Raw genomic sequence first — 25,149 nt, 5'->3', positions numbered from 1 at the left:
AGGCGTCTCCGGATGGAGTCGTTCTCCCGGGGCCCCAACGGGCTCCGGGTGATCGTCCGGGTCGGTGCCTCCAAGGCTGTCCGGCTTCTTGCAGCTGCGATACGGGCTCTCGGCGTAGCAGTACCTACGACTTCAATGTCCGTACCGGAGCCCTTTCCCACATGACGAGCAGCACCGAGACCACCGCCACCACCCCGCAGGTAGCGGTCAACGACATCGGTAACGAGGAAGCCTTCCTCGCCGCGATCGACGAGACGATCAAGTACTTCAACGACGGCGACATCGTCGACGGCGTCATCGTGAAGGTCGACCGGGACGAGGTCCTGCTCGACATCGGTTACAAGACCGAAGGTGTCATCCCGAGCCGCGAGCTCTCGATCAAGCACGACGTCGACCCCAACGAGGTCGTCAAGGTCGGCGACGAGATCGAGGCCCTGGTCCTTCAGAAGGAGGACAAGGAAGGCCGCCTGATCCTCTCGAAGAAGCGCGCCCAGTACGAGCGTGCCTGGGGCACCATCGAGAAGATCAAGGAAGAGGACGGCATCGTCACCGGTACCGTCATCGAGGTCGTCAAGGGTGGTCTCATCCTCGACATCGGCCTCCGCGGCTTCCTCCCGGCCTCCCTGGTCGAGATGCGCCGTGTCCGCGACCTCCAGCCGTACGTCGGCAAGGAGCTCGAGGCGAAGATCATCGAGCTGGACAAGAACCGCAACAACGTGGTCCTGTCCCGCCGTGCCTGGCTGGAGCAGACCCAGTCCGAGGTCCGCCAGACCTTCCTCACCACCCTCCAGAAGGGCCAGGTGCGGTCCGGTGTGGTGTCCTCGATCGTCAACTTCGGTGCCTTCGTGGACCTGGGTGGCGTCGACGGTCTGGTCCACGTCTCCGAGCTGTCCTGGAAGCACATCGACCACCCGTCCGAGGTCGTCGAGGTCGGCCAGGAGGTCACGGTCGAGGTCCTGGACGTCGACATGGACCGCGAGCGCGTCTCCCTGTCGCTGAAGGCGACCCAGGAAGACCCGTGGCAGCAGTTCGCCCGGACGCACCAGATCGGCCAGGTCGTCCCCGGCAAGGTCACCAAGCTGGTTCCGTTCGGTGCGTTCGTCCGCGTGGACGAGGGCATCGAGGGTCTGGTCCACATCTCCGAGCTGGCCGAGCGCCACGTGGAGATCCCGGAGCAGGTCGTCCAGGTCAACGACGAGATCTTCGTCAAGGTCATCGACATCGACCTCGAGCGTCGCCGGATCTCGCTGTCGCTGAAGCAGGCCAACGAGTCCTTCGGTGCCGACCCGGCGTCGGTCGAGTTCGACCCGACCCTGTACGGCATGGCCGCGTCCTACGACGACCAGGGCAACTACATCTACCCCGAGGGCTTCGACCCGGAGACCAACGACTGGCTGCCGGGCTTCGAGACCCAGCGCGAGGCGTGGGAGACCCAGTACGCCGAGGCGCAGCAGCGCTTCGAGCAGCACCAGGCTCAGGTCATCAAGTCCCGCGAGGCCGACGAGGCCGCCGCTGCCGAGGGTGGCACCGCCGCTCCGGCCGCCGCGCCGACCGGTGGTTCGTACTCCTCGGAGTCGGACGACAACTCCGGCGCCCTGGCGTCGGACGAGGCCCTCGCCGCCCTGCGCGAGAAGCTGGCCGGTGGCCAGAGCTGACGCTCTGATCCACTGATCCACGGCTGAACCAGCGGGCCCGTCCCTTCGGGGGCGGGCCCGTCGGCGTTCCCTGGCACCGTCGTGGAGCGGCCGTTCCGCCGGACCCCGTAACCCGGAACGGGGGCGCCGTCCGATGTCCCCCGTCCGGGTGGCGCCGACCATGCTTCGGCGCGAGAGGGAATGCCGGGCCGTCACTCCGCGTTCTTGAGTGAGAACACGAGGAGGAGCGGTAATCGTGGCTGATCCCCAGGATTTGTACACATGGGACCCCCAGGGTCTCGCCGTTGTCGACATGGCGCTCGCCCAGGAGTCGGCCGGTCTGGTCATGCTGTACCACTTCGACGGCTACATCGACGCCGGCGAGACCGGTGAGCAGATCGTCGACCATCTCCTGGCCACCCTCCCGCACCAGCCGGTGGCCGTCTTCGACCACGACCGGCTGGTGGACTACCGGGCCCGGCGGCCCCTGCTGACGTTCCGGCGCGACCGCTGGACGGCCTACGAGACGCCCGCCATCGAGGTCCGCCTCGTCCAGGACGCCACCGGCGCGCCGTTCCTGCTGCTCTCCGGGCCCGAGCCGGATGTCGAGTGGGAACTCTTCGCCGCCGCCGTCGCCCAGATCGTGAAGCGGCTCGGCGTCCGGCTCTCGGTCAACTTCCACGGCATCCCCATGGGCGTACCGCACACCCGCCCGGTGGGACTGACCCCGCACGGCAACCGGACCGATCTGATGCCGGGTCATCGCAGCCCCTTCGACGAGGCCCAGGTGCCGGGCAGCGCCGAGTCCCTGGTCGAGTACCGGCTGATGAAGGCCGGCCGGGACGTTCTCGGGGTCGCCGCCCATGTGCCGCACTATGTGGCCCGCTCCGCCTATCCGGACGCGGCGCTGACCGCCCTGGAGGCCATCACGGCCGCCACCGGTCTGGTGCTCCCGGGGGTCGCCCACGCCCTGCGGACCGCGGCCCATCGCACCCAGAACGAGATCGAGCGCCAGATCGGCGAGGGCGACGAGGAACTGACCGCCCTCGTCCAGGGTCTTGAGCACCAGTACGACGCGGTGGCGGGCGCCGAGACCCGGGGCAATCTCGTCGCCGAGCCGGTGGATCTGCCGTCCGCCGACGAGATCGGGCTGGAGTTCGAGCGCTTTCTCGCCGAGCGGGAGGGCGACGCCTGACCGGGGCAGGGGCCCCGGGACGCCCCGCCCGCCCGGGGCATAAGCTGCCTCCCATGCTGTCTGTGGGCCTGACCGGCGGTATCGGCGCCGGCAAGAGTGCGGTCGCCCGGTTGCTGGAGTCGTACGGAGCGGTGCTGATCGACTCCGACCGGATCGCCCGGGAGGTCGTCGAGCCCGGTACCGACGGCCTGGCCGCCGTCGTGGCCGAGTTCGGCGACGACGTTCTCCGGCCCGACGGCACCCTCGACCGGCCGAGGCTGGGTTCCCTCGTCTTCGCCGACTCCGAACGGCTCGCGGCGCTCAACGCCATCGTCCATCCCCTGGTGCGGGCCCGGTCCGCCGAGCTGGCCGCGGCGGCCGACCCGGACGCCGTGGTCGTCCACGACGTCCCCCTGCTCACCGAGAACGGACTCGCGTCCCTGTACGACCTCGTCGTCGTGGTCGACGCCGACCCGGCGACCCAGGTGGACCGGCTGGTCCGGGACCGGGGTATGACCGAGGCCGAGGCGAGGGCCCGGATGGCCGCCCAGGCCACCCGGGAGCAGCGGCGCGCCGTCGCCGATCTGATCATCGACAACGACGGCCCGCTGGCGGAGCTGGAACCCCGGGTCCGCGCCGTCTGGGCCGAGCTGACCCGCCGGGCCGCACCGACGTCTCCCTGACCCGGCCCGGGACACTCCGCGTCAGGGTCCCGTCAAACGGGCCACGCCACCGGAGGCCCGCCTCTAGCATCGGGGCGATGCCGACCGTCTTCGCCGCTTTCACCGTCCTCGGCGGGCTCGTCGCCGTGCTCGCGGGCGCTCATGGACTGCGCCGGACCCGTTGGATCCGGCAGTGCGGCCGGACCGCCGAAGCCCTGGTGAAGCCCCCGCCGCCGGGAGCCGACCGGGAACTCCTGGAGTACACCACCGAGGACGGCCGGGTGGTGGAGATCCCGGCCCCCGTACCCCTCGGTACCGTGACGGCCGGAAGCACCGTCCCGATCTCCTACGATCCCGCCGACCCGCGCGACGTCGTCGTCCCGGGCCGTGAGCGGACCGCTCTGGACCGGGCCTTCGTCGTCGCCGGACTGCTGGTCATGGCCGCGGGCCCGGTGGTGGCCGGGCTTCCGTCACCGGCGGGCTGAACCCCGGTCGCCCCGCCCCGCCCGGCCCGGACCCGCCCCGCCTCACCCGCCGGATCGGCCCGTCCGGCCCGACGGTTCCGCCCGGTGGATCTGCCGCCGACGGAAGAGGCCCGGCGGCAACGGTGTTGGAACCAGGTATCGAGGGGAAGGATGCGACCGTGCCCACAAGTGATCCGCACACCCATGTCATCGACTACCGAGCGGCGGAGCAACTGCTCGCCGCGAGGGATCCGCGCGGCGCCGTGAAGCTGCTGGACTCGGTGATCGCGGCCCATCCCGAGAACACGGCGGCCCGGCTGCTGCGCGCCCGGGCGTTCTTCGCCGCCGCCCAACTGCGCCCGGCGGAACTCGAATTCGAACTGGTCCTGGAGCGCGAACCCGACAACGCCTTCGCCCACTTCGCCCTCGCCCGTACCTTTGAACGCTCCGGCCGCCCCGAGCAGGCGAAACGACACTTCCGGCTGGCCGCCGCCCTCGACCCCAAGCCCGAGTATCTGCGGGCGGCCCGGTTCGACACCCCGCCCGGCTCCGACCGGCGGGAGACCGGGCAGGACCAGCGGGAACAGCGGGATCAGCCCCCGGAGGACGGCGGGGCCTGATCCCTCCGGCCGTTCACCCGGCGGGAGGACCGGTGCCCGGCGGCGCCCGGCCCGCCGAACCCGGACCAGTCCGGTGGTGCTCCTCGCGCACCGGCTCGTACGGCGGTATGTCCCGGCCCGGCTGGAAGTGCGGACCCTGGCGGATATGCCGCACCACCACGACGAGATCGACCAGAACGATCAGCAGCAGGACCCCGCAGAGGGCCGCCCAGCCGGGGTGCGACGTCAGCAGGAAGACCGCCGTACCGCCACCCGCCCAGATCAGTCCCCACACACTCAGCCAGAACCGCATCCGCAGCGGACTGCGTGCGGTCACCGGCTCACTGCCCGTGCGCATCGTGATCGCTCCTTCCCCTCCAGCATGCACCTTCGTCCGGATGAGAGGACGATCCCCGGCCGGCCCCGGGCCAAAAGCCGGTGGCGACAAGTCGCCACCCGGGAACGACCCCGGCGACACCGCTCGTTGGGCGGGTATGACCGTACGGATGCGTAAGGGATACGAAGGAACCGGCCCCGGACCGATCACCCCCGACGGCTGCGCCGTCGATATGTACGCCAGACTGCCCGCCGGGAACGAGCCCGATGTGATCGAGGCGGCCGTGCCACCGGGCGCCTCGATACTCGAACTCGGCTCGGGGGCGGGCAGGGTGACCCATCCGCTGATCGCCCGGGGGTTCGCCGTCACGGCGGTGGACGAATCACCGGACATGCTCGCCAGGATCAGCGGTGCCCGCCGTACCGTCCACGCCTCCATCGAGGAACTCGACCTCGACGAGCGGTTCGACGTCGTCATGCTGGCGTCGTTCCTCGTCCATACCGGAGATCCCGCCGTGCGCCGGGGCATGCTTCGAACCTGTCGCAAACACCTCAAGGAAGGCGGCCGGATCCTCATCCAGCGCGAGGGCGCGGACTGGCACACCAATGTGCCCCGCGAGCGGGTCGACCCGTCGGGCTATCGGGTCCGGATCGTCTCCTCGGAGCCGGTCGGCGACGGTGTGCACTCCGTCCACGGGGAGTACGCCTTCGCGGACGCGACCTGGACCCAGACCTTCCGCTCCCGGCCCATGACCCCCGCCCAGCTGGAGGAGTGTCTGGCCGAGGCGGATCTGGAGACGGAAGCCGTGCTGACGGACGACGGCACCTGGATCAAGGTCAGGCCGCTGGCTTCCTGACCCCCGGCCCTCCCGGCGACCTCCCGGCCGGAAAGGCCCGAGGTCCGGCCTCGGCCGGACCTCGCCCGGGGACCACCGCGGGCATACCGTGGAGTGTGGAATGGGGTGTCCGGCCCGGACGGAAGGGGTGCCCCCATGATTGAGGAGCTGGTGGTCGCGAGTCTGGCTGCGGCGTCCGGGATAGCGGTCTACACGGCCGCCGCGGCCAAGGTCGTCAAGCAGTTCGAACGCGGAGTGGTGTTCCGGCTCGGACGGCTGCACGGCGGCGTCAGAACCCCCGGCTTCACCATGATCGTTCCGGTGGTGGACCGGCTGCACAAGGTCAATATGCAGATCGTGACCATGCCCGTGCCCGCCCAGGAGGGCATCACCCGCGACAACGTCACCGTCCGGGTGGACGCGGTCGTCTACTTCCGGGTGGTGGAGGCGGCCAACGCCCTGATCGAGGTCGAGGACTACCGCTTCGCCGTCTCCCAGATGGCGCAGACCTCCCTCCGCTCCATCATCGGCAAGAGCGATCTGGACGATCTGCTCTCCAACCGCGAACAGCTCAACCAGGGGCTGGAGCTGATGATCGACAGCCCGGCCATGGGCTGGGGCGTCCAGATCGACCGGGTGGAGATCAAGGACGTCTCCCTGCCCGAGGCGATGAAGCGTTCCATGGCGCGACAGGCGGAGGCCGACCGTGAGCGTCGGGCCCGGGTGATCAACGCGGACGCCGAACTCCAGGCGTCCAAGAAGCTGGCCCAGGCCGCCGGGGCGATGTCCGAGGAACCGGCGGCCCTCCAGCTCCGCCTCCTCCAGACCGTTGTCGCCGTCGCAGCCGAGAAGAACTCCACCCTGGTCCTCCCGTTCCCCGTGGAGCTGCTGCGCTTCCTGGAACGGGCTGCGACACCGGCCGAGCCCCGGGCCGAAGCCGCCCCGCAGCCGCCTCCGGCCGCACCTCCGCACCCGTCTCCGCCGCCGGCCGTCGGCCCGGCCCCCGCCCCGGCCGAGGAGCAGGCACCGCCCGAGCAGCCGGAGGAACGCCGCTCCGCCCGGGGACCGGGTTCTCCCGGCCCGGACCGCGAGCCGCTCGAAGGCGCGCCCCCGGAACGGTACCGGCCGCCGCACGCCGCCTGAACGGCGACGCCGGACCCGCCCGCGCGGCGGTGGGGCGGCACCGCCCGGGAGCCGTGGCGCCCCCGTTGTCAGACCCCGCCCGTATCGTCGGGGAGACAGTGTCCGACAGACCCGGCGGGAGGTGACCCATGACGACCGCGACGACCCCGGCCACCCCGGTGCGGCCGCCCGGGCGGCTCATGGCGCCCTCCGCCGCGTGGGCCGCGGTCTTCCTGCCCGCCGCACTGCCCCGCGAGGGCCGGATGGCGTTCTGGGCCCCCGACGGCGACCTGCCGTACGAGACCGGGGACACCCTCACCGTCGTCGAGCCCGTACCTCCATCCGAGCCCGGCGGGCGGCCCGGAGCCGCCGTCCGGACCGTCCCCGCGGTGCTGCTCCCTGTCGCCGACGCCCTGCCCGCCCTCGTCCGGGCCCGGGGCCTCACCGCCGCCCACCCCGCCACCGCCTGCTGGGGCGCCGCCGCGCTGCACGCCCTGCATCTGGTGGCCCGCGGCAGGCTGCTGCCCGGGCTGACCGCGACCGACCACGACACCTGGCGGGCGGGTCCGCTCGACGCCGCCGACATCGCCCAGCTCCGGGCCATTGCCGCCGCCATGCCGTACGAGGCGTACGCCACGGCCGTGCCCGGTCCCGGCCCCCTGGCGGTGCCCGAGCCCGAAGCCCTCGTCCGGGCCTTCTTCGACGCCGTCGCCGACACCCTCCCCAGGACGCCCGCCGCCGCGCACGCGGCGGGCGGACCCTTCGCCGCCGCCGAGGCCCACCATCTGCCCCGGGCCAGGGCCTGGGCCCGCCGGGCGACAGCGGGCCCCGAGGCGGGGGTACGGATCTCCCTCCGCCTCGATCTCTCGGCGCTGACCCTCTTCGACACCCCGGCCCGGGACGACGCCCCACCCGGCGAACAGCGGGACCGCCGGGCCGCGGCCGCCGTCGTCCAGGTCCACAGCGTCGCCGACCCGACGCTCGTCATCGACGCGGCCCGGCTCTGGGCCGGTGAGGGGGGATCCGACTTCGGCCCCCGCGCCCGGATCGACGCGCTGCTCGCCCTGCGGCGCGCCGCCCGGATCTGGCCGCCCCTCGCCGAACTGCTCGACCGGCCCGTCCCCGACGTCCTCGCGCTCACCGAGGAGGAGCTGTACGACCTGCTGGGCCCCGCCGCGGCCCGGCTCGACACGGCGGGCGTCACCGTCCACTGGCCCAGGGAGCTGGCCCGCGGACTGACGGCGACCGCCGTGGTCCGGCCCGCGCCCGGCTCGGCGACCGACGGGACACCGTTCTTCGACAGCACCGAACTCCTCCGCTTCGGCTGGCGGATCGCCCTCGGCGACGACCCGCTGACGGAGCGGGAGCTGGACACCCTGGCCGAGGCGCACCGCCCCGTCGTCCGGCTGCGCGACCAGTGGGTGGTCGTCGATCCGGACCTGGTCCGCAAGGCCCGCAAGCGGGAACTGGGCCTGCTCACCCCCGCCGACGCGCTGAGCGCGGCGCTCACCGGCACCGCCGAGGTCGACGGCGAGACCGTCGAAGCCGTGCCCGTGGAGGCCCTGGCCGCCCTCCGCGACCGGATCACCCGGGGTCCCGAACCCGTCCCGGTGCCCCCGGGCCTGACCGCCACCCTCCGCGACTACCAGCGCCACGGCCTGGCCTGGCTCGATCTGATGACCGGGCTCGGTCTCGGCGGCTGTCTCGCCGACGACATGGGCCTCGGCAAGACCGTCACGGTGATCGCCCTCCATCTCCACCGCGCCCGGACCCGGCCCACCCTCGTCGTCTGCCCCGCCTCACTCCTCGGCAACTGGCAGCGGGAGATCGACCGCTTCGCCCCCGGCACCCCCGTCCACCGTTTCCACGGTACGGAGAAGGATTTGCCGGACGGCGGAGGCGGCTTCGTCCTCACCACCTACGGCACGATGCGCACCGGCGCCGAACGGCTCGCCGCGCACCGCTGGGGCCTGGTCGTCGCCGACGAGGCCCAGCACGTCAAGAACCCGTACTCGGCCACCGCCAAGGCCCTGCGGACCATTCCGGCACCCGCCCGGGTCGCCCTCACCGGCACCCCCGTCGAGAACAACCTCTCCGAACTGTGGGCCCTGCTGGACTGGACGACACCCGGACTCCTCGGCCCCCTCAAGGCGTTCCGCGCCCGGCACGCCCGCCCGGTCGAACTCGGCGAGGACGACGCCGCCGCGGAGCGGCTGGCCCGGCTCGTCCGGCCGTTCCTGCTGCGCCGCCGCAAGTCCGATCCGGGTATCGTGCCCGAACTGCCGCCCAAGACGGAGTCGGACCACGTCGTCACTCTCACCCGGGAACAGACCTCCCTCTACGAGGCCGTGGTGCGGGAGGCGATGGCGGCCATCGGCGGGGCCGAGGGAATCTCCCGCCGGGGCCTGGTGATGAAGCTGCTCACCGACCTCAAGCAGATCTGCAACCACCCCGCGCAGTTCCTGAAGGAGTACGCCGGTCCCGACCCCGTCCGGCTCGCGGGCCGCTCCGGGAAACTGGCCCTCCTCGACGAACTGCTGGACACGATCGTCGCCGAGGACGGCTCGGTCCTCGTCTTCACCCAGTACGTGTCCATGGCCCGGCTGCTGACCCGCCATCTGGCCGCCCGCGGCATTCCCTCCCGGCTGCTGCACGGCGGGACCCCGGTCGCCGAGCGCCAGCGTATGGTCGACCGCTTCCAGTCCGGTGAGACACCCGTCTTCGTCCTCTCCCTCAAGGCCGCGGGCACCGGCCTCAATCTGACCCGGGCCGGCCATGTCGTCCACTTCGACCGCTGGTGGAACCCGGCGGTCGAGGAGCAGGCCACGGACCGGGCCTACCGCATCGGGCAGACCCGCCCCGTCCAGGTCCACCGGCTGATCACGGAGGGCACGGTCGAGGACCGGATCGCCGAGATGCTCACCGCCAAGCGAGCCCTCGCGGACGCCGTCCTGGGCTCCGGCGAAGCCGCCCTCACCGAACTCACCGACCGTGAACTGGCCGATCTCGTCTCCCTGCGGAGCAGTACGTGACCCCGCCGCCCGACCGCCTCCGGTCCGCTCCCGCCCGGGTGCGGCGCTCCCGCCCGTCCGCCGCCGCGCACGAGGACCGGCGGCGGACCTTTCCCGCCGTCGCGCCCTGGACCGGCGAGGAGACCGCGACGACCTGGTGGGGGCGGGAATGGACCCGGGCCCTGGAGGAGAGCGCCCTGGACCCGGCCCGGCTGGCCCGGGGACGGGCGTACGCGCGGCGGGGGCTGGTCGACGCGGTCACGATCACCCCCGGCCGGATCACCGCCTACGTCCACGGCAGCCGCCCCCGCCCCTACCGCACCCGGATCGGGCTGCGGGTCCTCGGCGACGCTGAGTGGGACGAGCTGCTGGCCGCGGCGGCCGGGCCCGAGCACTTCTCGGCGCTCCTCGACAAGGACGTCCCCCGGGCCCTCGCCGCCACCGCCGATCTGCTGCCCGGCCCCGGCGATCTGATCCCGGACTGCTCCTGCCCCGACGACGGCTTCCCCTGCAAGCACGCGGCGGCCCTCTGCTACCAGACCGCCCGGCTGCTGGACGAGGACCCGTTCGCCCTGTTCCTGCTGCGCGGCCGGGGCGAGCGGGAGATCCTGGCGGCCCTCATCCGGCACGACTCCACCGGCGGCCCGGGCCCGGCCGGGGGAGCGGGCACCGGCGGCCCGCGGCTGCCGACCGTACCGGCGGACACGGCGGAGGCGCTGCACCGGCCGGTGGGCGTCCTGCCTCCGCCGTTCCCCGTACCGGCCCGGCCCGGCAGACCCCCCGCGGGCTCCGACGAGCCGGGTGCCCCCGATCCGCTCGCCCTCGACCTGCTGGCGACCGAGGCGGCCCACCGTGCCCACACCCTGCTGACCACCGGGGCCGACCCGGTCGCCGGGCTGACGGTCTGGGAGGACACCGTCCGGCTGGCCGCCGCCCACCCCGGCGCCGGTCTCACCGCGTCCACCCGGACGCTCTACCGCGATCTCGCCGGGGCCGTGGGCCGGACCGCCACCGAACTCGCCCGCGCCGTCGCCGCCTGGCATCAGGGCGGACGCGCCGCCCTGGCCGTACTGGAGGAGCCGTGGGACCCGCCCGCGGGGCCCTTCGACCGGGCCGGTCCGGCGCTCGCCGCCGCCGGGCTCCCCGGCTTCCGCCCGCTGCGCAACCGGCTGTCCACCCCGGCCGTCCAGCTCAGACTCGGCCGGGACGGGCTGTGGTACGGCTACGAGTCGGATCCGGGACGCGAGGAGTGGTGGCCCCGGGGGACACCGGACACCGACCCCGTGGGCGCCGCCACCGCCCTCCTCGGGCCCTGAACCGCGAACCGGCGCACCACGGTCCCGCCTGTCACCGTCCGGCGTCGTTCACAGGGTTCCCGCCCAGGAGCGCAACTCGGCGAAGTCCTCGTCCCGCAGCCCCCACCGGGGCGAGATCCGCATCAACAGCGCCGGGGCGTCGTGGTGTTCCGCGACATGGGCGGCGTCCCTGGAGGTGATCATGTCGTCCACCCAGGCGAACGGCCGCCCGGCCGCCCAGTCCAGCAGGGTACGGGTCTTCCAGCACAGTCCGTCCGGGTCGGCGCCGGGCGCCGCGGGCCACTCCACCACCGGGAGGTCGCCCGGCAGCCCGATCCGCGGCGAGACCAGCGCGTTGGCGTCGTGCGCCCAGGCGGACGCCCAGGCCAGGGCGAACGGCAGCTCCGTGAGCCGTTCACCGTGCGAGGGGTTCAACCGGACCCGCAGCCCCCGCCGGTGGCGGCGCGACCCGGGCACCTGACGCGACAGCCACACCTCGGGACGGAGCCGGTGGGCCGTATAGCCGCGCAACCGGGGACAGCGCGCCGCGAACGGGTTGAGCGGGCCGTCGATGTCGAGGAGCAGCAGCGGGCGGTCTGTCATGAGGGTGAACTCTCCCATCCCGGGACCGTTTCGGCAGCCCACGGCCCGGCTCCCTCGTCACCGGACCTGCCCGGACCCGCCCCGACCGCCCCGGGCGGGCGCGCGAGACGGTTGGCGAGTCGTCGCCACCGGGGTCGACGGCCGGGCCGGGCGATGATGAACTGATGAGAGTCGAACCGATCACCTGGGAGCGGCTGACCGAAGCCGTCACGGACCGCGCCCTGGCGGCGGGGCCCCCGACCGGTGCGGCGGAGGCCGGGGGTTCCCGGCTGCGGATCGGGATCGACGGGGCGCCGGCCGCGGGGGCCGGGGAGTTCGCCACCCGGGTCGAGCAGGCCCTGCGGCTGCGGGGGCGGCCCGGACTCGCCGTCGGCACCGGCGGATTCCTGCGCCCCGCGTCGCTGCGGTACGAGTACGGGCGCGAGGACCCCGACGCGTACTACGACGACTGGTTCGATGCGGGTGCCCTGTGGCGGGAGGTCTTCGGGCCCCTGGAGGAGGGCGGCACGGGCCGGGTCCTGCCCGATCTGTGGGATCCGGTGACCGACCGGGCGACCCGCAGCCCGGCGGTGCGAGTGCCGGGCGACGGAGTGCTGTTGCTGTACGGGCCGTTTCTGCTGGGGCACGGGTTCCCCTTCGACCTGACCGTACATCTGCGGCTCTCCCCGGCCGCGCTGCGACGGCGGACGCCCCGGGCCGAGCAGTGGACACTGCCCGCGTTCGGGAGATACGAGGAGGAGGTGGGGCCGGAGCGGACAGCCGACATCGTGGTACGGGCCGACGACCCCCGGCACCCCGCGTGGGGTGTTCCGGGCTGAGCCGGTCCGCCGGTTCCGCAGCTCCGGCGGGGACCGGACGGCCGACGGCCTGCCCGCTTCATCCGTCGGATCGCCGGGCCCCGGACCTCGGGCCGCGCGCCGGGTGCTTGGTGCCCGGTGCGTCGGGGCGCGGCGGCCGAACCGGTCGGGAGCGGACCGCCGTTCCCGACCGGACCGGTCAGCCGACGACCCCGGGAGGGGCGCCGGGCTCGTACGGCCCGTCGGGGAGGAGGGGACGGCCGCCGGTCAGGGTGACCGCCTCGGCGCCCGCCCGGCAGCCCTCGACGGCCGCTTCGGCGGGGTCCGCCCCCGTCATCCAGGCGGCGAGAAAGGCACCGGTGAAGGCGTCCCCCGCGCCCGTGGTGTCCACGGCCTCGGCCCGGGGAGCCGGGACCCGGGCCGTGATCCCGCCGGGCCCGGCGACCACGGCGCCCTCGGCCCCGAGGGTGACCACGGCCAGCCCGAAACGGCGGCCCAGCACCTCGGCGGCGGATACCGGGTCGGCGACCCCGGTCAGCAGCCGGGCCTCGTCGGCGTTGGGGAGGACGAGGTCGACTCCCCGGAGCGCGGCCAGCACCGGCTCGGTTCCCCGGCGGGCGATGAAGCCCGCCGACGCCGGGTCGACGCTCACGGTCACACCCCGGTCCCGGGCCGACTCCCGGGCCAGCCGGACGAGTCGGGCGGCGGCATCGGCGAAGAGGAGGTAGCCGGAGAGATGGAGGTGCCCGACGCCGTCCAGCAGCTCCGGTGACCAGTCGGCGGGGCCGATCCGCAGTACGGCCCCGCTGTCGGTGAGGAAGGTCCGCTCGCCCCCCGTACCGGCGTCGACGAGTGCGACCACGGTCGCCGTCGGGGCGGAGCCGTCCGCTATCAGCAGTGGTCTGACCCCTGCCGCCCGCAACCGCCCGGCGTGCCAGTCGGCCTCGGCCCGGCCCACCCGGCCCAGCAGCCGGACCTCGGGGCCGCCGTCGCCGCGGCCCCGGGAACGGGCCGCCCAGCAGGCCGCGTTGGCCCCGGCGCCGCCGGGCAGGATCCGGATCCGGGCGACGGTATCGGTACCGGGCGTCAGGGGAGTGGTGTGCCGGGCCACGACATCCGTCACGACATCACCGACCACGAGCAGCGCGCCCGGGGTGCCGGGCGGTCCGCCGACACCCCGGCGGACCGTGCCGGGGCCGGTTCCCTCCCGCGGCCCGCCGCACACCGAGGGCGTGTCCCGCCCGGGGAGACCGCTGCCGACCCCGCCGCCGCCCCGGACGCTCCGGCCGCTCTTCGGGCCGGTCACCCCCGGCACCGGGTGCCGGAACCGGGGTCCGGAGGCGTGAGTTCCGTACGGGGCGTCCGCCGGCTCCCCGGGCGTACCCGGCGCGTCCCCGGCGACACCGGGCGCGGTCCGACGGGTGGGCGGACGACGCCCGTCGGGAGACCGGGGTCGCTCGGGGCCCGCCGTGCCGGGCCGCCTCCCGGGGCGCCGACCGCGACGACCGGGGCGGCGAGCCCGGTCACAGGGCCGCCGCGATCAGGGACGCGAGCCGGACATTGCCTCGTACGGCCGCCACATTCGCCTCCAGGGACGCGCCGCCGGTATGCCGGGAGAGGTAGTCCAGCAGAAACGGCGTCACCCCCTGGCCGGCGATCCCGTGCTCCGCGCAGGCGTCGAGCGCCGCGCCCAGGACCCGGTCGTGGAGTTCCGGGTCGAGCTGGGCGGACTCCGGGACCGGATTGGCCACGATCAGCGCCGAATCCGGGCCGCCGAGGCGTTCCCGGGCCCGGATCACCGCCGCCGCCTCCTCGGGGGATTCGACGGTCCAGTCCACCGGCTCGCCGGACGAGGTGAGATAGAAGCCGGGGAAGCGGTCCGTTCCGTAGCCGACGACACCCACCCCGAGGGTCTCCAGCCGCTGAAGGGTCGCAGGGACGTCCAGTACGGACTTCACCCCGGCGCAGACCACCGCGATACCGGTCCTGGCCAGCTCCGGCAGGTCCGCCGACTCGTCCTGGGAGCGGACCCAGTCCCGGTGCACCCCGCCGAGCCCGCCGGTGGCGAAGACCCGGATCCCGGCCCGCGCGGCCAGGAACGCGGTCGCGGACACGGTCGTCGCCCCGTCGGCGCCGGTCGCGAGTGCGGGTGCCAGATCCCGGCGGCCCAGCTTGCGGATGCCCTCGCCACCGGCGATCCGGGCCAGCTGGGCGGTGTCGAGACCGATCCTGGCCCGGCCGCCGAGTACGGCGATCGTGGCGGGTACGGCGCCCAGCGACCGTACGACCGCCTCCAGTTCGACGGCGATGTCGAGATTGCGCGGCCGGGGCAGACCATGGGCGATGATCGTGGACTCCAGGGCGACGACCGGCCGCCGGGCGGCGAGGGCGTCGCGTACTTCCTCGGAAATCTCCGTGAGCGCCATGTCCCCATCCCTGGCACCCGGGACGGCCGCGCAAACCCCGGTGCCGGGCCGGGGACGGGGCCGGACCCGGTCAGGCGCGGCCGGGCGGGCGGCGGAGCGCCAGCGCGGCCAGCGGGAGCAGCATCAGGGCGCCGATCAGGTTGAGGACGCCGTAGCCCAGCTGCGACACCACCAGTCCGGCGAGGGCGCCGCCGATTCCCGCCGCGGCGTTCATGGCCAGATCGGACAGCCCCTGGACGGGGGCCCGCGCGGCCTGCGGTACCGAGTCCGTCAGCAGGGCCGAACCGGCGACCAGCCCCGCCGACCAGCCGAGACCCAGGACGAACAGTCCGGCGGCGACCAGGGCGTGGCTGCCGTCCGCCGTTCCGGCGAGCAGGGCGGCCAGTGCCAGCAGCCCCACCGCCAGCCCGATCACACTCACCCTGCCGTAACGATCCGCCAGCCAGCCCATCACCGGGGAGAACGCGTACATCCCCGCGATATGGCCGCTGATCACCAGGCCGATCAGCTCGATCCCGGCGCCGTGGTGCTTCAGCGCCACCGGGGTCATCGACATGATCGACACCATCACGGTGTGCGAGACGGTGATGGCCACCAGGCCCAGCAGCGCCGCCGGGGACTCCCGTACCGCCCGGACGCCTGCCCGCAGCGACCCGTCCGCCTTGTCCTCGGGCTCCGGCGCCAGGGCCCGGGCCGTCAACAGCGGATCGGGCCGCAGCATCAGCTGGAGCACGGCCGCCGCCAGCAGGAACACCCCGCCCGCCCAGATGAACGGGCCCGCCTCGGCCGGTACCCCGAGTCCGGAGACGCTGTCCCCGGCGGGCGCCGCGATATTCGGGCCGAGTACGGCACCGATGGTGGTCGCCCACACCACGAGGGAGATCGCCCGCCCCCGCCGCTCCGGCGGCGCGAGATCGGCCGCGGCGAACCGGGCCTGGAGATTCGCCAGACTTCCGGCGCCGAACGCCGCCAGGCCCGCCAGCAGGACGGGGAAGTTGTCGGCGACCGCGCCCAGCACCACCACACCCGCGCCGACGGCCCCGATGACATAGGCCAGCACCAGACCGGCCCGTCGGCCGCGCGCCGTCATCAGCGCCGCCAGCGGTACGGACAGCAGGGCCGTACCCACCACGGACGCCGTGGACGCCAGCCCGGAGAGCGCGTCCGTTCCGCTGACCTCCTGGGCCAGGACCGCCGCCAGCGCGACACCGGTCGCGATCCCCAGCCCGCCCAGGATCTGGCTGATCACCAGGGCGATGGTGATCCGCCGTTGCAGGGCGGGCAGTTCGGCCGCCGAGACGGTTCCACCGGGCGAGTCACCCACGTGCCGGGGCGCGGGGACAGCTACGGGGCCGGGGCCCGGAACCGGTTCGGTCCCGGATATCGCGGGGGTATCGGAGGGCTCAGGGCTCGGGTTCACCGACGCAGTGTCCCAGCTCGACCGGGCCGGGGACACCGCTTTCCCCCCTCCCACCTGCGGTTCCGATCACATGAGGAGGGGGACCCGGCGGGCCGTACCCACTGGGCGGGTCTTACGGCGCCGGACGCCCCAGGGGTGCCGTCCTAGAACAGCGGCTCCGGCAGGACTCCCTCCAGCGCCAGCAGCAGACGCTTGGTCTCCAGACCGCCGCCGAAGCCGCCGAGCCCGCCGTCCGTCTCCACCACACGGTGGCACGCCACCACGATCGGCAGCGGATTGGAGCCCATGGCGGCGCCCACGGCCTGCGCGGCGCCCGGCTGGCCCACCCGGGCCGCCAGATCGCCGTAGCCGACGACCGCGCCGTACGGGACGTCCTCGTCGAGCCGCTTCAGCACCTCGCGGTTGAAGCCGCCGGAGAGCGACCAGTCCAACGGCAGCGAGAACGCCGTGAGCCCGCCCGTGAAATACGCCCTGAACTGCCGTATCGGCTCGGCGAGGCGGCCCGGCTCACCGGCGGAGACCTCGACGGGTGTCGCCCCGAGGCGTCCGGCGAGCCGCCGCAGCGCCGTGGCCCGTATCCGCTCGTCGGCGTGGAAGACGACATTCACCAGGCCGCGTTCGGTCGCGGCCAGCAGCAGTGGTCCGATCGCGGTCTCCAGGACGGTCCACTCGACGGTGCCCGCGCCACCCGGCGCGTTCGTACGGTCGGCGGCGGCGCTCGGGGCCCCGCCCGGGGCGGCGCCGGGCTCGGTGACGGCGTTCGTACGGCTCATACGGACCACCGTACGACCGCCCACTGACAACGGACCTCCGCCACCGTCCCCCGGCCCGGAACGACTCCTTCACGGCCGAATTCCCACCCCTTGGCGGAAACGCTCAGGAATCAACGTCTACACGTGGTTTCCCGGCCCGAAAAGGCACTGGAACGCACAGAATGCGGCATGCGAGGGCCTCCGGGCCGATAATTCGACCCCTCGTGTTCTCCCCCGGTCCACCGGGTCATACCCTCGGCTGCTGAACATGTACAGACGTTCCACCGGGGGATCGCGGATCACACCAGGGGATCGCGCGAAATCCGGGAGCAAGGACGCACGCCATGCAAGGAACCATCGACGGATTCAGTTATGGGATCGTCACACCGCTGGCCGCCTATGTGATGGCCTGCCTCGGCGGTGCCCTCGGCCTGCGCTGCACCACCCGGTCGGTCCGCAACAACCGGTCGTTCAAGGCGGGCTGGCTCGCCATGGGCGCGACGGCGATCGGCTCCGGCATCTGGACCATGCACTTCATCGCCATGATCGGCTTCTCGGTCGACGGCGCCCCGATCACCTACGACCCGCCGATCACCTTCGCCAGCCTCGCGGTGGCGATCGTCATGGTCGGTATCGGGATCTTCATCGTCGGCTACCGGGGCGCCACCGCCATGGCCCTGGTCACCGGCGGAACCATCACCGGACTCGGCGTCGCGTCCATGCACTATCTCGGTATGGCCGGGATGCGGCTGCGCGGCACCCTCCAGTACGACACCGTGACCGTCGCCCTCTCCGTGATCATCGCCGTGGTGGCCGCCACCGCCGCCCTGTGGGCCGCCGTCTCCATCCACGGCTTCCTCGCCAGCCTCGGCGCCAGCCTGGTGATGGGCATCGCGGTGACCGGAATGCACTACACGGGCATGGCCGCCGTCAGCGTCCATCTGCACGGCGCGTCCGGCGCCGCGCGGGGCGGCGAATCGGCCGTGGCCCTGCTGCTGCCCATGCTGATCGGACCGCTGGCCTTCCTGCTGATCGCCGGAGTGGTCGTGATGTTCGATCCCCTGCTGGTGATGGGCCAGCCGGAGTGGGAGCGCTCCGGGCCCGGTACGGAACCCGCGCCGGGAATCCCCGCCGAGAGCGCCCGGCGCGCGGGCATGGTGACCGCCGACCCCGGCCGCTCGTACGCCCACGGCTACGCGCACGCGCACGACCACGGACATCACCACGGCCACGGGAGCGGCACCGGCTACGGCTACGGCGTCGGCGTAGGTGTCGGCGTTGACGGGGCGGCGACCGCCGCCCCGGACCCGGTCGCCGACGAGGGCGCCCTGCGCCGCCGTTCCCAGCAGTACGACGGCTGGTGATCCCGGCGGGGCGGCCGGACGCACCGTGACCGGCCGCCCACGGGCCGCCCGCGCGAGCCGGTCCGCGGCCCCCCGGAGCGGTCCGCGACCCCGATTGTCAGTGGGGGGTCGTACGGTGGATCCATGCGGCCCGTTTCCGATATCGAACGCACGGTGGCGCCTTTCGAGGTCGTCAGCCCCTATCGCCCCAGTGGCGACCAGCCCACGGCCATCGCCGACCTGGAGCGGCGTGTCCGCGCGGGGGAGAAGGACATCGTCCTGCTCGGTGCCACCGGCACCGGCAAGTCGGCCACCACCGCGTGGATGATCGAAAAGCTCCAGCGCCCGACCCTGGTCATGGCGCCGAACAAGACTTTGGCCGCCCAGCTCGCCAACGAGTTCCGCGAGCTGCTGCCCAACAACGCCGTCGAATACTTCGTCTCGTACTACGACTACTACCAGCCCGAGGCGTACGTCCCGCAGTCCGACACCTATATCGAGAAGGACTCCTCGATCAACGAGGAGGTCGAGCGGCTGCGCCACTCCGCGACGAATTCGCTGCTCACCCGGCGCGATGTGATCGTCGTCGCCTCCGTCTCCTGTATCTACGGCCTGGGCACCCCCCAGGAGTACGTCGACCGGATGGTCCCCCTCCGGGTCGGCGAGGAGACCGACCGCGACCAGCTGCTCCGCCGCTTCGTCGACATCCAGTACACCCGGAACGACACGGCGTTCACCCGCGGCACCTTCCGGGTCCGCGGCGACACCATCGAGATCTTCCCGGTCTACGAGGAGCTGGCCGTCCGGATCGAGATGTTCGGCGACGAGATCGAGGCCCTCTCCACCCTCCACCCCCTCACCGGCGAGATCATCGACGACCACCAGTCGCTCTTCGTCTTCCCCGCCAGCCACTACGTCGCCGGACCCGAGCGGCTGGAGAAGGCGGTCACCGGTATCGAGGCCGAGCTGGAGTCCCGCCTCGCGGAGCTGGACAAGCAGGGCAAGCTGCTGGAGGCCCAGCGGCTCCGGATGCGGACGACCTACGACATCGAGATGATGCGCCAGATCGGTTCCTGCTCCGGCATCGAGAACTACTCCATGCACTTCGACGGCCGTGACCCCGGCTCGCCGCCCAATACCCTCCTCGACTACTTCCCCGAGGACTTCCTGCTGGTCATCGACGAGTCCCATGTCACCGTCCCGCAGATCGGCGCGATGTACGAGGGCGACGCCTCCCGCAAGCGGACCCTGGTCGACCACGGCTTCCGGCTGCCGTCCGCCCTCGACAACCGGCCGCTGAAGTGGGAGGAGTTCACCGAGCGGATCGGCCAGACCGTCTATCTGTCGGCCACCCCCGGCAACTACGAGCTGGCCCGCTCCGACGGCTTCGTGGAGCAGATCATCCGCCCCACCGGCCTGATCGACCCGGAGGTCGTGGTCAAGCCCACCGAAGGCCAGATCGACGACCTGGTCCACGAGATCCGGCTGCGCACCGAACGCGACGAGCGGGTGCTGGTGACGACCCTCACCAAGAAGATGGCCGAGGACCTCACCGACTACTTCCTGGAGATGGGCATCCAGGTCCGCTATCTCCACAGCGACGTCGACACCCTGCGCCGGGTCGAGCTGCTGCGCGAACTGCGGGCCGGTGAGTACGACGTCCTGGTCGGTATCAACCTGCTGCGGGAGGGCCTCGACCTGCCCGAGGTCTCCCTGGTGGCGATCCTCGACGCCGACAAGGAGGGCTTCCTGCGCTCCGGGACGTCCCTGATCCAGACCATCGGCCGGGCGGCCCGCAATGTCTCCGGCCAGGTCCATATGTACGCGGACAAGATCACCCCGGCGATGGAGAAGGCCATCGAGGAGACCAACCGCCGCCGGGAGAAGCAGATCGCCTACAACACCGAGAAGGGCATCGACCCCCAGCCGCTGCGCAAGAAGATCAACGACATTGTCGCCAAGATCGCGCGCGAGGAGATCGACACCGAGGAGCTGCTCGGTACGGGGTACCGCTCGGGCAAGGACGGAAAGGGCGGCAAGGCGCCCGTGCCGTCCCTGCGGACCACCGGACCCGGCGGGACCGGTGCCGCGGCCGGGGGCGGCAAGGGCCGGGGAAAGGCACCCGCTCCGGTCACGGACCGCCCGGCCGCCGAACTGTCCGCGATCATCGAGGAGATGACCGCCCGGATGCGCGCCGCCGCCGCCGACCTCCAGTTCGAGGTGGCGGCCCGGCTCCGGGACGAGGTCGGGGAGCTGAAGAAGGAGCTGCGCCAGATGAAGGAGGCGGGGCTGGCCTGAGCCGGATCAAGGAGGACGCGGCCCGGGAAACACCCGGGTCGCGGGGCCGGTCGGGCGTCCGGGAGACCGGAACCGGACCGTGCGACGGCGCACGCCGCAGGGCTGTGTTGCAAGACCGACACAATAATCGGCCAATTGTGCCACGCGGTTGACGAGACTGCGTAGGGTGCAGGGCAGCCGCTCATGGGGGCGGCGGCACTTCAGTGAGAAGGGGACAGCGCGTGACGGTCAATATGACCAAGGGTCAGGCCATCAGCCTGCAGAAGAGCGACGGGGGCACCCTCACGGCTGTGCGGATGGGACTGGGCTGGCAGGCGGCGGCCCGCCGCGGCCTGTTCGGCACCCGGACCAAGGAGATCGACCTGGACGCGTCGGCGGTGCTCTTCGCCGACAAGCAGCCCGTGGATGTGGTCTTCTTCCGCCACCTCGTCAGCGACGACGGCTCGGTCCGGCATACCGGGGACAACCTGGTCGGCGGCGCCGGCTCGGGCGGCGACGACGAGGCCGTCCTGGTCGACCTGGCGCGGGTGCCGGTCCACATCGACCAGATCGTCTTCACGGTGAACTCCTTCACCGGCCAGACGTTCCAGGAGGTGAAGAACGCCTTCTGCCGGATCGTCGACGAGACCAACGGCCAGGAGATGGCCCGCTACACCCTGGACGGCGGCGGCAACTACACCGCGCAGATCATGGCGAAGGTGCACCGCGTCGGCGACGGCTGGAAGATGACGGCCCTGGGCAACCCCGCCAACGGCCGGACGTTCCAGGACCTGATGCCCGCGATCCTCCCGCACCTGTAAGGCGTCCGGCACCGGACGGACGACGGACACCACAGCTCCCGGCAGCGGACGGCCGGGAGCTGTACCGCTTGCCATCCGCGGGCACCGCGCGGCGCGTACCGCCGCCGCACGGCACCCGCCCGACGACAACAGCAGAAGAACCGAGGGGACGAGGCGATGACGGCCGAGCTGGTCCGAGGGCAGAACCATCCGCTGCCCGAGACCGTCCTGGAGGTACGGGTCTCCGCCCATCACCCCGTGATGGTCTGCGCCGCGGGCGCCGACGAGGCCGGTACCGTACGCGACGCCTGGCTCGCGCACCCCGGCGCGCCGCGCCCGCTGCCCGGGATCGAGGTCTCCACCGGGACCACCCCGGCTCCCCGCTTCCAGGTCGACCTCGGCGCCGTACCGGACGACGTGCACCGGGTCCATCTGCTGATCGTCCTGCCCGAGGGGGCCGGGGGACCGACCCACTTCGGCGCCACCGCCGCGCCCTTCCTCTCCGTGGCCGGCCGCCGGGACGGTACCGAGATCGCCGGTTTCACCATCACCGGCCTCGACGCCGAGAACGCGGTGATCGCCTTGGAGCTGTACCGCCGCCAGGGCGCGTGGAAGGTCCGGGCCGTCGGCCAGGGATATCCGGGCGGCCTCGCCCAGCTCCTCGCCGACCACGGCCTCGAAACGGCCCGGGAACGGGCCGCCGAGATCGCCTCGGCCGTCGCCCGCCCGGCGCCGCGTACCGAACCCGCCCGGCTCCGCACCCGCCCCGGTGACGACGGTGCCCGCTCCGCGGCCGGCGGTATGTCTCCCGCCGGTGCCCCGCCCGCCCAGGGAACCGGCTCCCCGGGCGGCGGCCCGGACACCGTCCCGACCGGCCCGGGCCCCGCCACCGGCCCCGGCCCGCGCCCGGGACAGCCCCCGCTGACCCCGGTGGCCGCGAGCGGCGACCCGACGCTTCCCGGAGGACCGGCCCCGGCCAGTTCCGCCGAAGGGGCGCCGGACACCGGCTCGGGCGCCCCCACGGTCCCCGGCGGCCGGATCGACTACTCGCACCCCCGCCGCCGCCCCTCCCCGCCGTCCCCGCCGCCCGCGGCACCGGCCCCCGCCGCCTCCGGGGAGCCCGCCGGGCCCGTCGCCGGTGACGCCACGGGCTGGTCCATGGAGGAACGGCTCTACAACCAGATCTGGGGCATGTTCGAGGATCTGGCCCGTACCGTCGCCGCCTATCGCAGCGCCGTCGAGTTCGCCGAATCCCGGCTCGACCAGGAGCTGGACCAGGCGCTGGCCGACCCGCGCGCCCGGATCGGCGGCGCCGGTGACGCGGCCCGCGAAGCAGCCCGGGCCAAGTGCGAGCAGCTGACGGCCCGGGCCCGGCAGTCCCTCGACCGGGACCTGGCCCAGCTCTCCGCCGAGTCCGATGTGGTCGAGCCCGCCCTGCCGCCCGCCTACGCCCGCTGGGACAACCCCGTCTGGCACGCCTACCGGGTTCCGATGGAGACCCCGATGGCGATCCGGCTGGGCGACCTCCAGCTCCCCGAGACGCCGGAGCTGCGCATTCCGTTCCTGCTCCGGCTGCCGCTGGAGCGGGGGCTGTGGGTGGACAGCGGACGGTCGGGCTCCGATACGGCCCTGATGCTCGACGAGGCCCAGCTGCGGAAGCTGGCCCTGGACTGCGCGGTCGCCCACGCGGCCCGGCTGGTGGCGGTCCATCCGCCCGGCGACTTCGCCGTCCAGGTGATCGACCCGGCGGGTACGGGCGCTCCGTCGCTGGCTCCCCTGGTGGACTCCGGGGTGCTGGCGGTGTCGCCCGCGACCGGGTCCCAGGGGGTCGCGGCCACCCTCACCCGGCTGACCCAGCGGGTGGACCTGGTCACGATGGCGGTCCGCGGCGGCGCGCCCGACGCCCTCCCGCCGGACCTCGACACCTCAGAGCAACTGCTGATCGTCAATGACTTCCCGCACGGCTTCGACGACCGCGCCGTCACCCAGCTGCGCTATCTCGCCGACGAGGGTCCCCAGGTCGGGGTCCATCTGCTGATGGTGGCCGACCGTGAGGACGCGCGGGCCTACGGTCCCGTACTCGATCCGCTCTGGCGGTCGCTGCTGCGGATCACTCCGGTCCCGGACGACCATTTGGCGGATCCCTGGGTACGGCATTCCTGGACGTACCAGCCGCCCATGATCCCGCAGGGGAGTGCGATTCTCGGCCAGGTGCTCGGTCGAGTGGCTGAAGCTCGACGCTCATGGGAGCGCTGACCAGCCACTTTGAACTTTCTTTACCAACTGCTTTACCGGTGCTTTGGTACTCCTGTACGCTCATTCTGAAGCGGAGGGGAGTACTCCCGGATGCGGCGTGCCCGTCAGTACGGACCCTCAGGTCCCGGGGCGCCGGCCCGAGTGTGGCGAGGCCACCCGGGTGGAGGAGACCTCCGGCAGCGACGACGCTGATCAAGTAGCCGTACGACGCCGGAGGCGCAGTGGACATCTCGTTTACCGTGTGGTTGTTGACCATCCTCGGTCTCTCAGCCCTCATCGCGGTCGACTTCTTCATCGGGCGGAAGCCCCATGACGTGTCGATCAAGGAAGCCGGAATCTGGACCATCGTCTGGATCGCGCTGGCGGTGCTCTTCGGCATCGGCCTGGCGATCTGGGGCAGCGGCCAGGCGTCCGGCGAGTTCTTCGCCGGATTCATCACCGAGAAGTCGCTCAGCGTCGACAACCTGTTCGTCTTCGTCCTGATCATGGCGAAGTTCGCGGTTCCCTCGCACCTCCAGCAGCGAGTGCTGCTGATCGGTGTGCTGATCGCCCTGGTCCTGCGAGCGATCTTCATCGCCGCGGGCGCCGCGATCATCGCCAGCTTCTCCTGGGTCTTCTACATCTTCGGCGCGTTCCTGATCTACACCGCCTGGAAGCTCATCCAGGAGGCGCGGGCCGACGAGGACGACGAGGACTGGGAGGAGAACAAGCTCCTCAAGGCCGCCGAGAAGCGGTTCGGGGTCGCCGACCAGTACCACGGCACCAAGCTGTTCATCCAGAAGAACGGCAAGCGCATCATGACCCCGCTGATGGTGGTCATGCTCGCCATCGGTACCACGGACATCCTGTTCGCCCTGGACTCGATCCCCGCGATCTTCGGTCTGACCCAGGACCCGTACATCGTCTTCACCGCCAACGCCTTCGCCCTGATGGGTCTGCGGCAGCTGTACTTCCTGATCGGCGGACTGCTGAAGAAGCTGGTCCACCTCAGCTACGGCCTGTCGGTGATCCTCGGCTTCATCGGTGTGAAGCTGGTGCTGCACGCACTGCACGAGAACGGTGTGAGCGTTCCGGAGATCTCCATCCCGTTCTCGCTCTCCGTCATCGGTGGTGTGCTGGTCATCACCACGATCACCAGCCTCATCGCCTCCAAGAAGCAGGCCCGGCTGGAGGCCGAGAAGGCCGCGGCCGACGGCGGCGACTCCGGAGCCGACGGGGCCGATGGGGCCGACGGCTCCGGCTCCGCGAAGGACAGCGTGGACGCCTGACGCCCGTAGGGCATACGGCTCAAGGGGTGGGTGCGACGACCGTCGCACCCACCCCTTCCGCATGACCCGGCATC

Annotated in this window: 21 protein-coding genes; 15 read left to right on the top strand and 6 right to left on the bottom strand. The window is 72.6% G+C overall.

Going from position 1 to position 25,149, the window contains the following annotated elements:
- Positions 1 to 161 precede the first annotated feature (161 nt).
- From rpsA to AB0G74_RS25130, 5 genes are all read left to right on the top strand, one after another.
- Positions 162 to 1,655 carry a 30S ribosomal protein S1 gene (gene rpsA / locus AB0G74_RS25150; RefSeq protein WP_361150241.1) on the top strand — a complete coding sequence of 498 codons (1,494 nt, stop codon included), beginning with the start codon at positions 162 to 164 and terminating at the stop codon, positions 1,653 to 1,655.
- Positions 1,656 to 1,890: 235 nt separating this feature from the next.
- A complete protein-coding gene (locus AB0G74_RS25145; protein ID WP_361150239.1) occupies positions 1,891 to 2,829 on the top strand; it encodes a PAC2 family protein in 939 nt (312 codons plus the stop codon).
- Between the two features lie 53 nt (positions 2,830 to 2,882).
- Positions 2,883 to 3,491 carry a dephospho-CoA kinase gene (gene coaE, locus AB0G74_RS25140; protein ID WP_361150237.1) on the top strand — a complete coding sequence of 203 codons (609 nt, stop codon included), beginning with the start codon at positions 2,883 to 2,885 and terminating at the stop codon, positions 3,489 to 3,491.
- 77 nt (positions 3,492 to 3,568) lie between these two features.
- Entirely contained in the window at positions 3,569 to 3,955 is a 387-nt protein-coding gene (locus AB0G74_RS25135) for a DUF3592 domain-containing protein (RefSeq protein ID WP_361150235.1), read from the top strand.
- A gap of 158 nt (positions 3,956 to 4,113) precedes the next feature.
- Positions 4,114 to 4,554: a tetratricopeptide repeat protein gene (locus AB0G74_RS25130; RefSeq protein WP_361150234.1), complete on the top strand. Its 441-nt coding sequence runs from the start codon at positions 4,114 to 4,116 to the stop codon at positions 4,552 to 4,554.
- 13 nt (positions 4,555 to 4,567) lie between these two features.
- Here AB0G74_RS25130 and AB0G74_RS25125 read toward each other — a convergent pair whose 3' ends face one another.
- A complete protein-coding gene (locus AB0G74_RS25125) occupies positions 4,568 to 4,891 on the bottom strand; it encodes a DUF6343 family protein (RefSeq protein ID WP_361150233.1) in 324 nt (107 codons plus the stop codon).
- Positions 4,892 to 5,039: 148 nt separating this feature from the next.
- On the opposite strand from AB0G74_RS25125, the gene AB0G74_RS25120 reads away from it, so the two are divergent.
- The 4 genes from AB0G74_RS25120 (at position 5,040) to AB0G74_RS25105 (ending at position 11,154) form a co-directional block, all read left to right on the top strand.
- Positions 5,040 to 5,726, top strand: coding sequence for a class I SAM-dependent methyltransferase (locus AB0G74_RS25120; RefSeq protein WP_361150230.1), 687 nt, complete (start codon positions 5,040 to 5,042; stop codon positions 5,724 to 5,726).
- A 135-nt stretch (positions 5,727 to 5,861) separates the two neighbouring features.
- A complete protein-coding gene (locus AB0G74_RS25115) occupies positions 5,862 to 6,848 on the top strand; it encodes a slipin family protein (protein ID WP_361150228.1) in 987 nt (328 codons plus the stop codon).
- A 179-nt stretch (positions 6,849 to 7,027) separates the two neighbouring features.
- A complete protein-coding gene (locus AB0G74_RS25110; RefSeq protein ID WP_361150300.1) occupies positions 7,028 to 9,859 on the top strand; it encodes an SNF2-related protein in 2,832 nt (943 codons plus the stop codon).
- Positions 9,856 to 11,154, top strand: a complete 1,299-nt coding sequence (locus tag AB0G74_RS25105; RefSeq protein ID WP_361150225.1) for an SWIM zinc finger family protein — start codon at positions 9,856 to 9,858, stop codon at positions 11,152 to 11,154. Before AB0G74_RS25110 ends, AB0G74_RS25105 begins: the two co-directional genes overlap by 4 nt.
- Positions 11,155 to 11,202: 48 nt before the next feature.
- On the opposite strand, the gene AB0G74_RS25100 is transcribed toward AB0G74_RS25105, so the two are convergent.
- Positions 11,203 to 11,736, bottom strand: coding sequence for a hypothetical protein (locus AB0G74_RS25100; RefSeq protein WP_361150222.1), 534 nt, complete (start codon positions 11,734 to 11,736; stop codon positions 11,203 to 11,205).
- 164 nt (positions 11,737 to 11,900) lie between these two features.
- On the opposite strand from AB0G74_RS25100, the gene AB0G74_RS25095 reads away from it, so the two are divergent.
- The gene (locus AB0G74_RS25095) at positions 11,901 to 12,554 is read left to right on the top strand and encodes a uridine kinase (protein ID WP_361150220.1); all 654 of its coding nucleotides are present in this window, start codon (positions 11,901 to 11,903) and stop codon (positions 12,552 to 12,554) included.
- 178 nt (positions 12,555 to 12,732) lie between these two features.
- Here the strand turns inward: AB0G74_RS25095 and AB0G74_RS25090 are convergent, their stop codons facing one another.
- From AB0G74_RS25090 to AB0G74_RS25075, 4 genes are all read right to left on the bottom strand, one after another.
- On the bottom strand, positions 12,733 to 13,677 hold the full coding sequence (locus AB0G74_RS25090; RefSeq protein ID WP_361150298.1) for a PfkB family carbohydrate kinase: 945 nt from the start codon (positions 13,675 to 13,677) through the stop codon (positions 12,733 to 12,735).
- Positions 13,678 to 14,056: 379 nt separating this feature from the next.
- Positions 14,057 to 14,959, bottom strand: coding sequence for a pseudouridine-5'-phosphate glycosidase (locus tag AB0G74_RS25085; RefSeq protein ID WP_361150218.1), 903 nt, complete (start codon positions 14,957 to 14,959; stop codon positions 14,057 to 14,059).
- 70 nt (positions 14,960 to 15,029) lie between these two features.
- Positions 15,030 to 16,283: an MFS transporter gene (locus AB0G74_RS25080; protein WP_361150295.1), complete on the bottom strand. Its 1,254-nt coding sequence runs from the start codon at positions 16,281 to 16,283 to the stop codon at positions 15,030 to 15,032.
- Positions 16,284 to 16,522: 239 nt separating this feature from the next.
- Complete coding sequence (locus AB0G74_RS25075; RefSeq protein WP_361150216.1) at positions 16,523 to 17,152, bottom strand: methylated-DNA--[protein]-cysteine S-methyltransferase; 630 nt, start codon at positions 17,150 to 17,152, stop codon at positions 16,523 to 16,525.
- Between the two features lie 323 nt (positions 17,153 to 17,475).
- Here AB0G74_RS25075 and AB0G74_RS25070 point away from each other — a divergent pair, with 323 nt between their 5' ends.
- From AB0G74_RS25070 to AB0G74_RS25050, 5 genes are all read left to right on the top strand, one after another.
- Entirely contained in the window at positions 17,476 to 18,495 is a 1,020-nt protein-coding gene (locus AB0G74_RS25070) for an MHYT domain-containing protein (protein ID WP_361150214.1), read from the top strand.
- 123 nt (positions 18,496 to 18,618) lie between these two features.
- Entirely contained in the window at positions 18,619 to 20,772 is a 2,154-nt protein-coding gene (gene uvrB / locus AB0G74_RS25065) for an excinuclease ABC subunit UvrB (RefSeq protein WP_361150212.1), read from the top strand.
- Between the two features lie 221 nt (positions 20,773 to 20,993).
- The gene (locus tag AB0G74_RS25060) at positions 20,994 to 21,572 is read left to right on the top strand and encodes a TerD family protein (protein WP_358823681.1); all 579 of its coding nucleotides are present in this window, start codon (positions 20,994 to 20,996) and stop codon (positions 21,570 to 21,572) included.
- A gap of 156 nt (positions 21,573 to 21,728) precedes the next feature.
- Entirely contained in the window at positions 21,729 to 23,807 is a 2,079-nt protein-coding gene (locus AB0G74_RS25055) for a TerD family protein (RefSeq protein WP_361150210.1), read from the top strand.
- A gap of 221 nt (positions 23,808 to 24,028) precedes the next feature.
- A complete protein-coding gene (locus AB0G74_RS25050) occupies positions 24,029 to 25,075 on the top strand; it encodes a TerC family protein (protein WP_361150207.1) in 1,047 nt (348 codons plus the stop codon).
- The last annotated feature ends 74 nt before the right edge of the window (positions 25,076 to 25,149 follow it).

It is taken from the genome of Streptomyces sp. NPDC020875 (assembly GCF_040641415.1).
Classification (GTDB): domain Bacteria; phylum Actinomycetota; class Actinomycetes; order Streptomycetales; family Streptomycetaceae; genus Streptomyces.
This window is presented reverse-complemented; position numbering and strand designations above follow the sequence as displayed.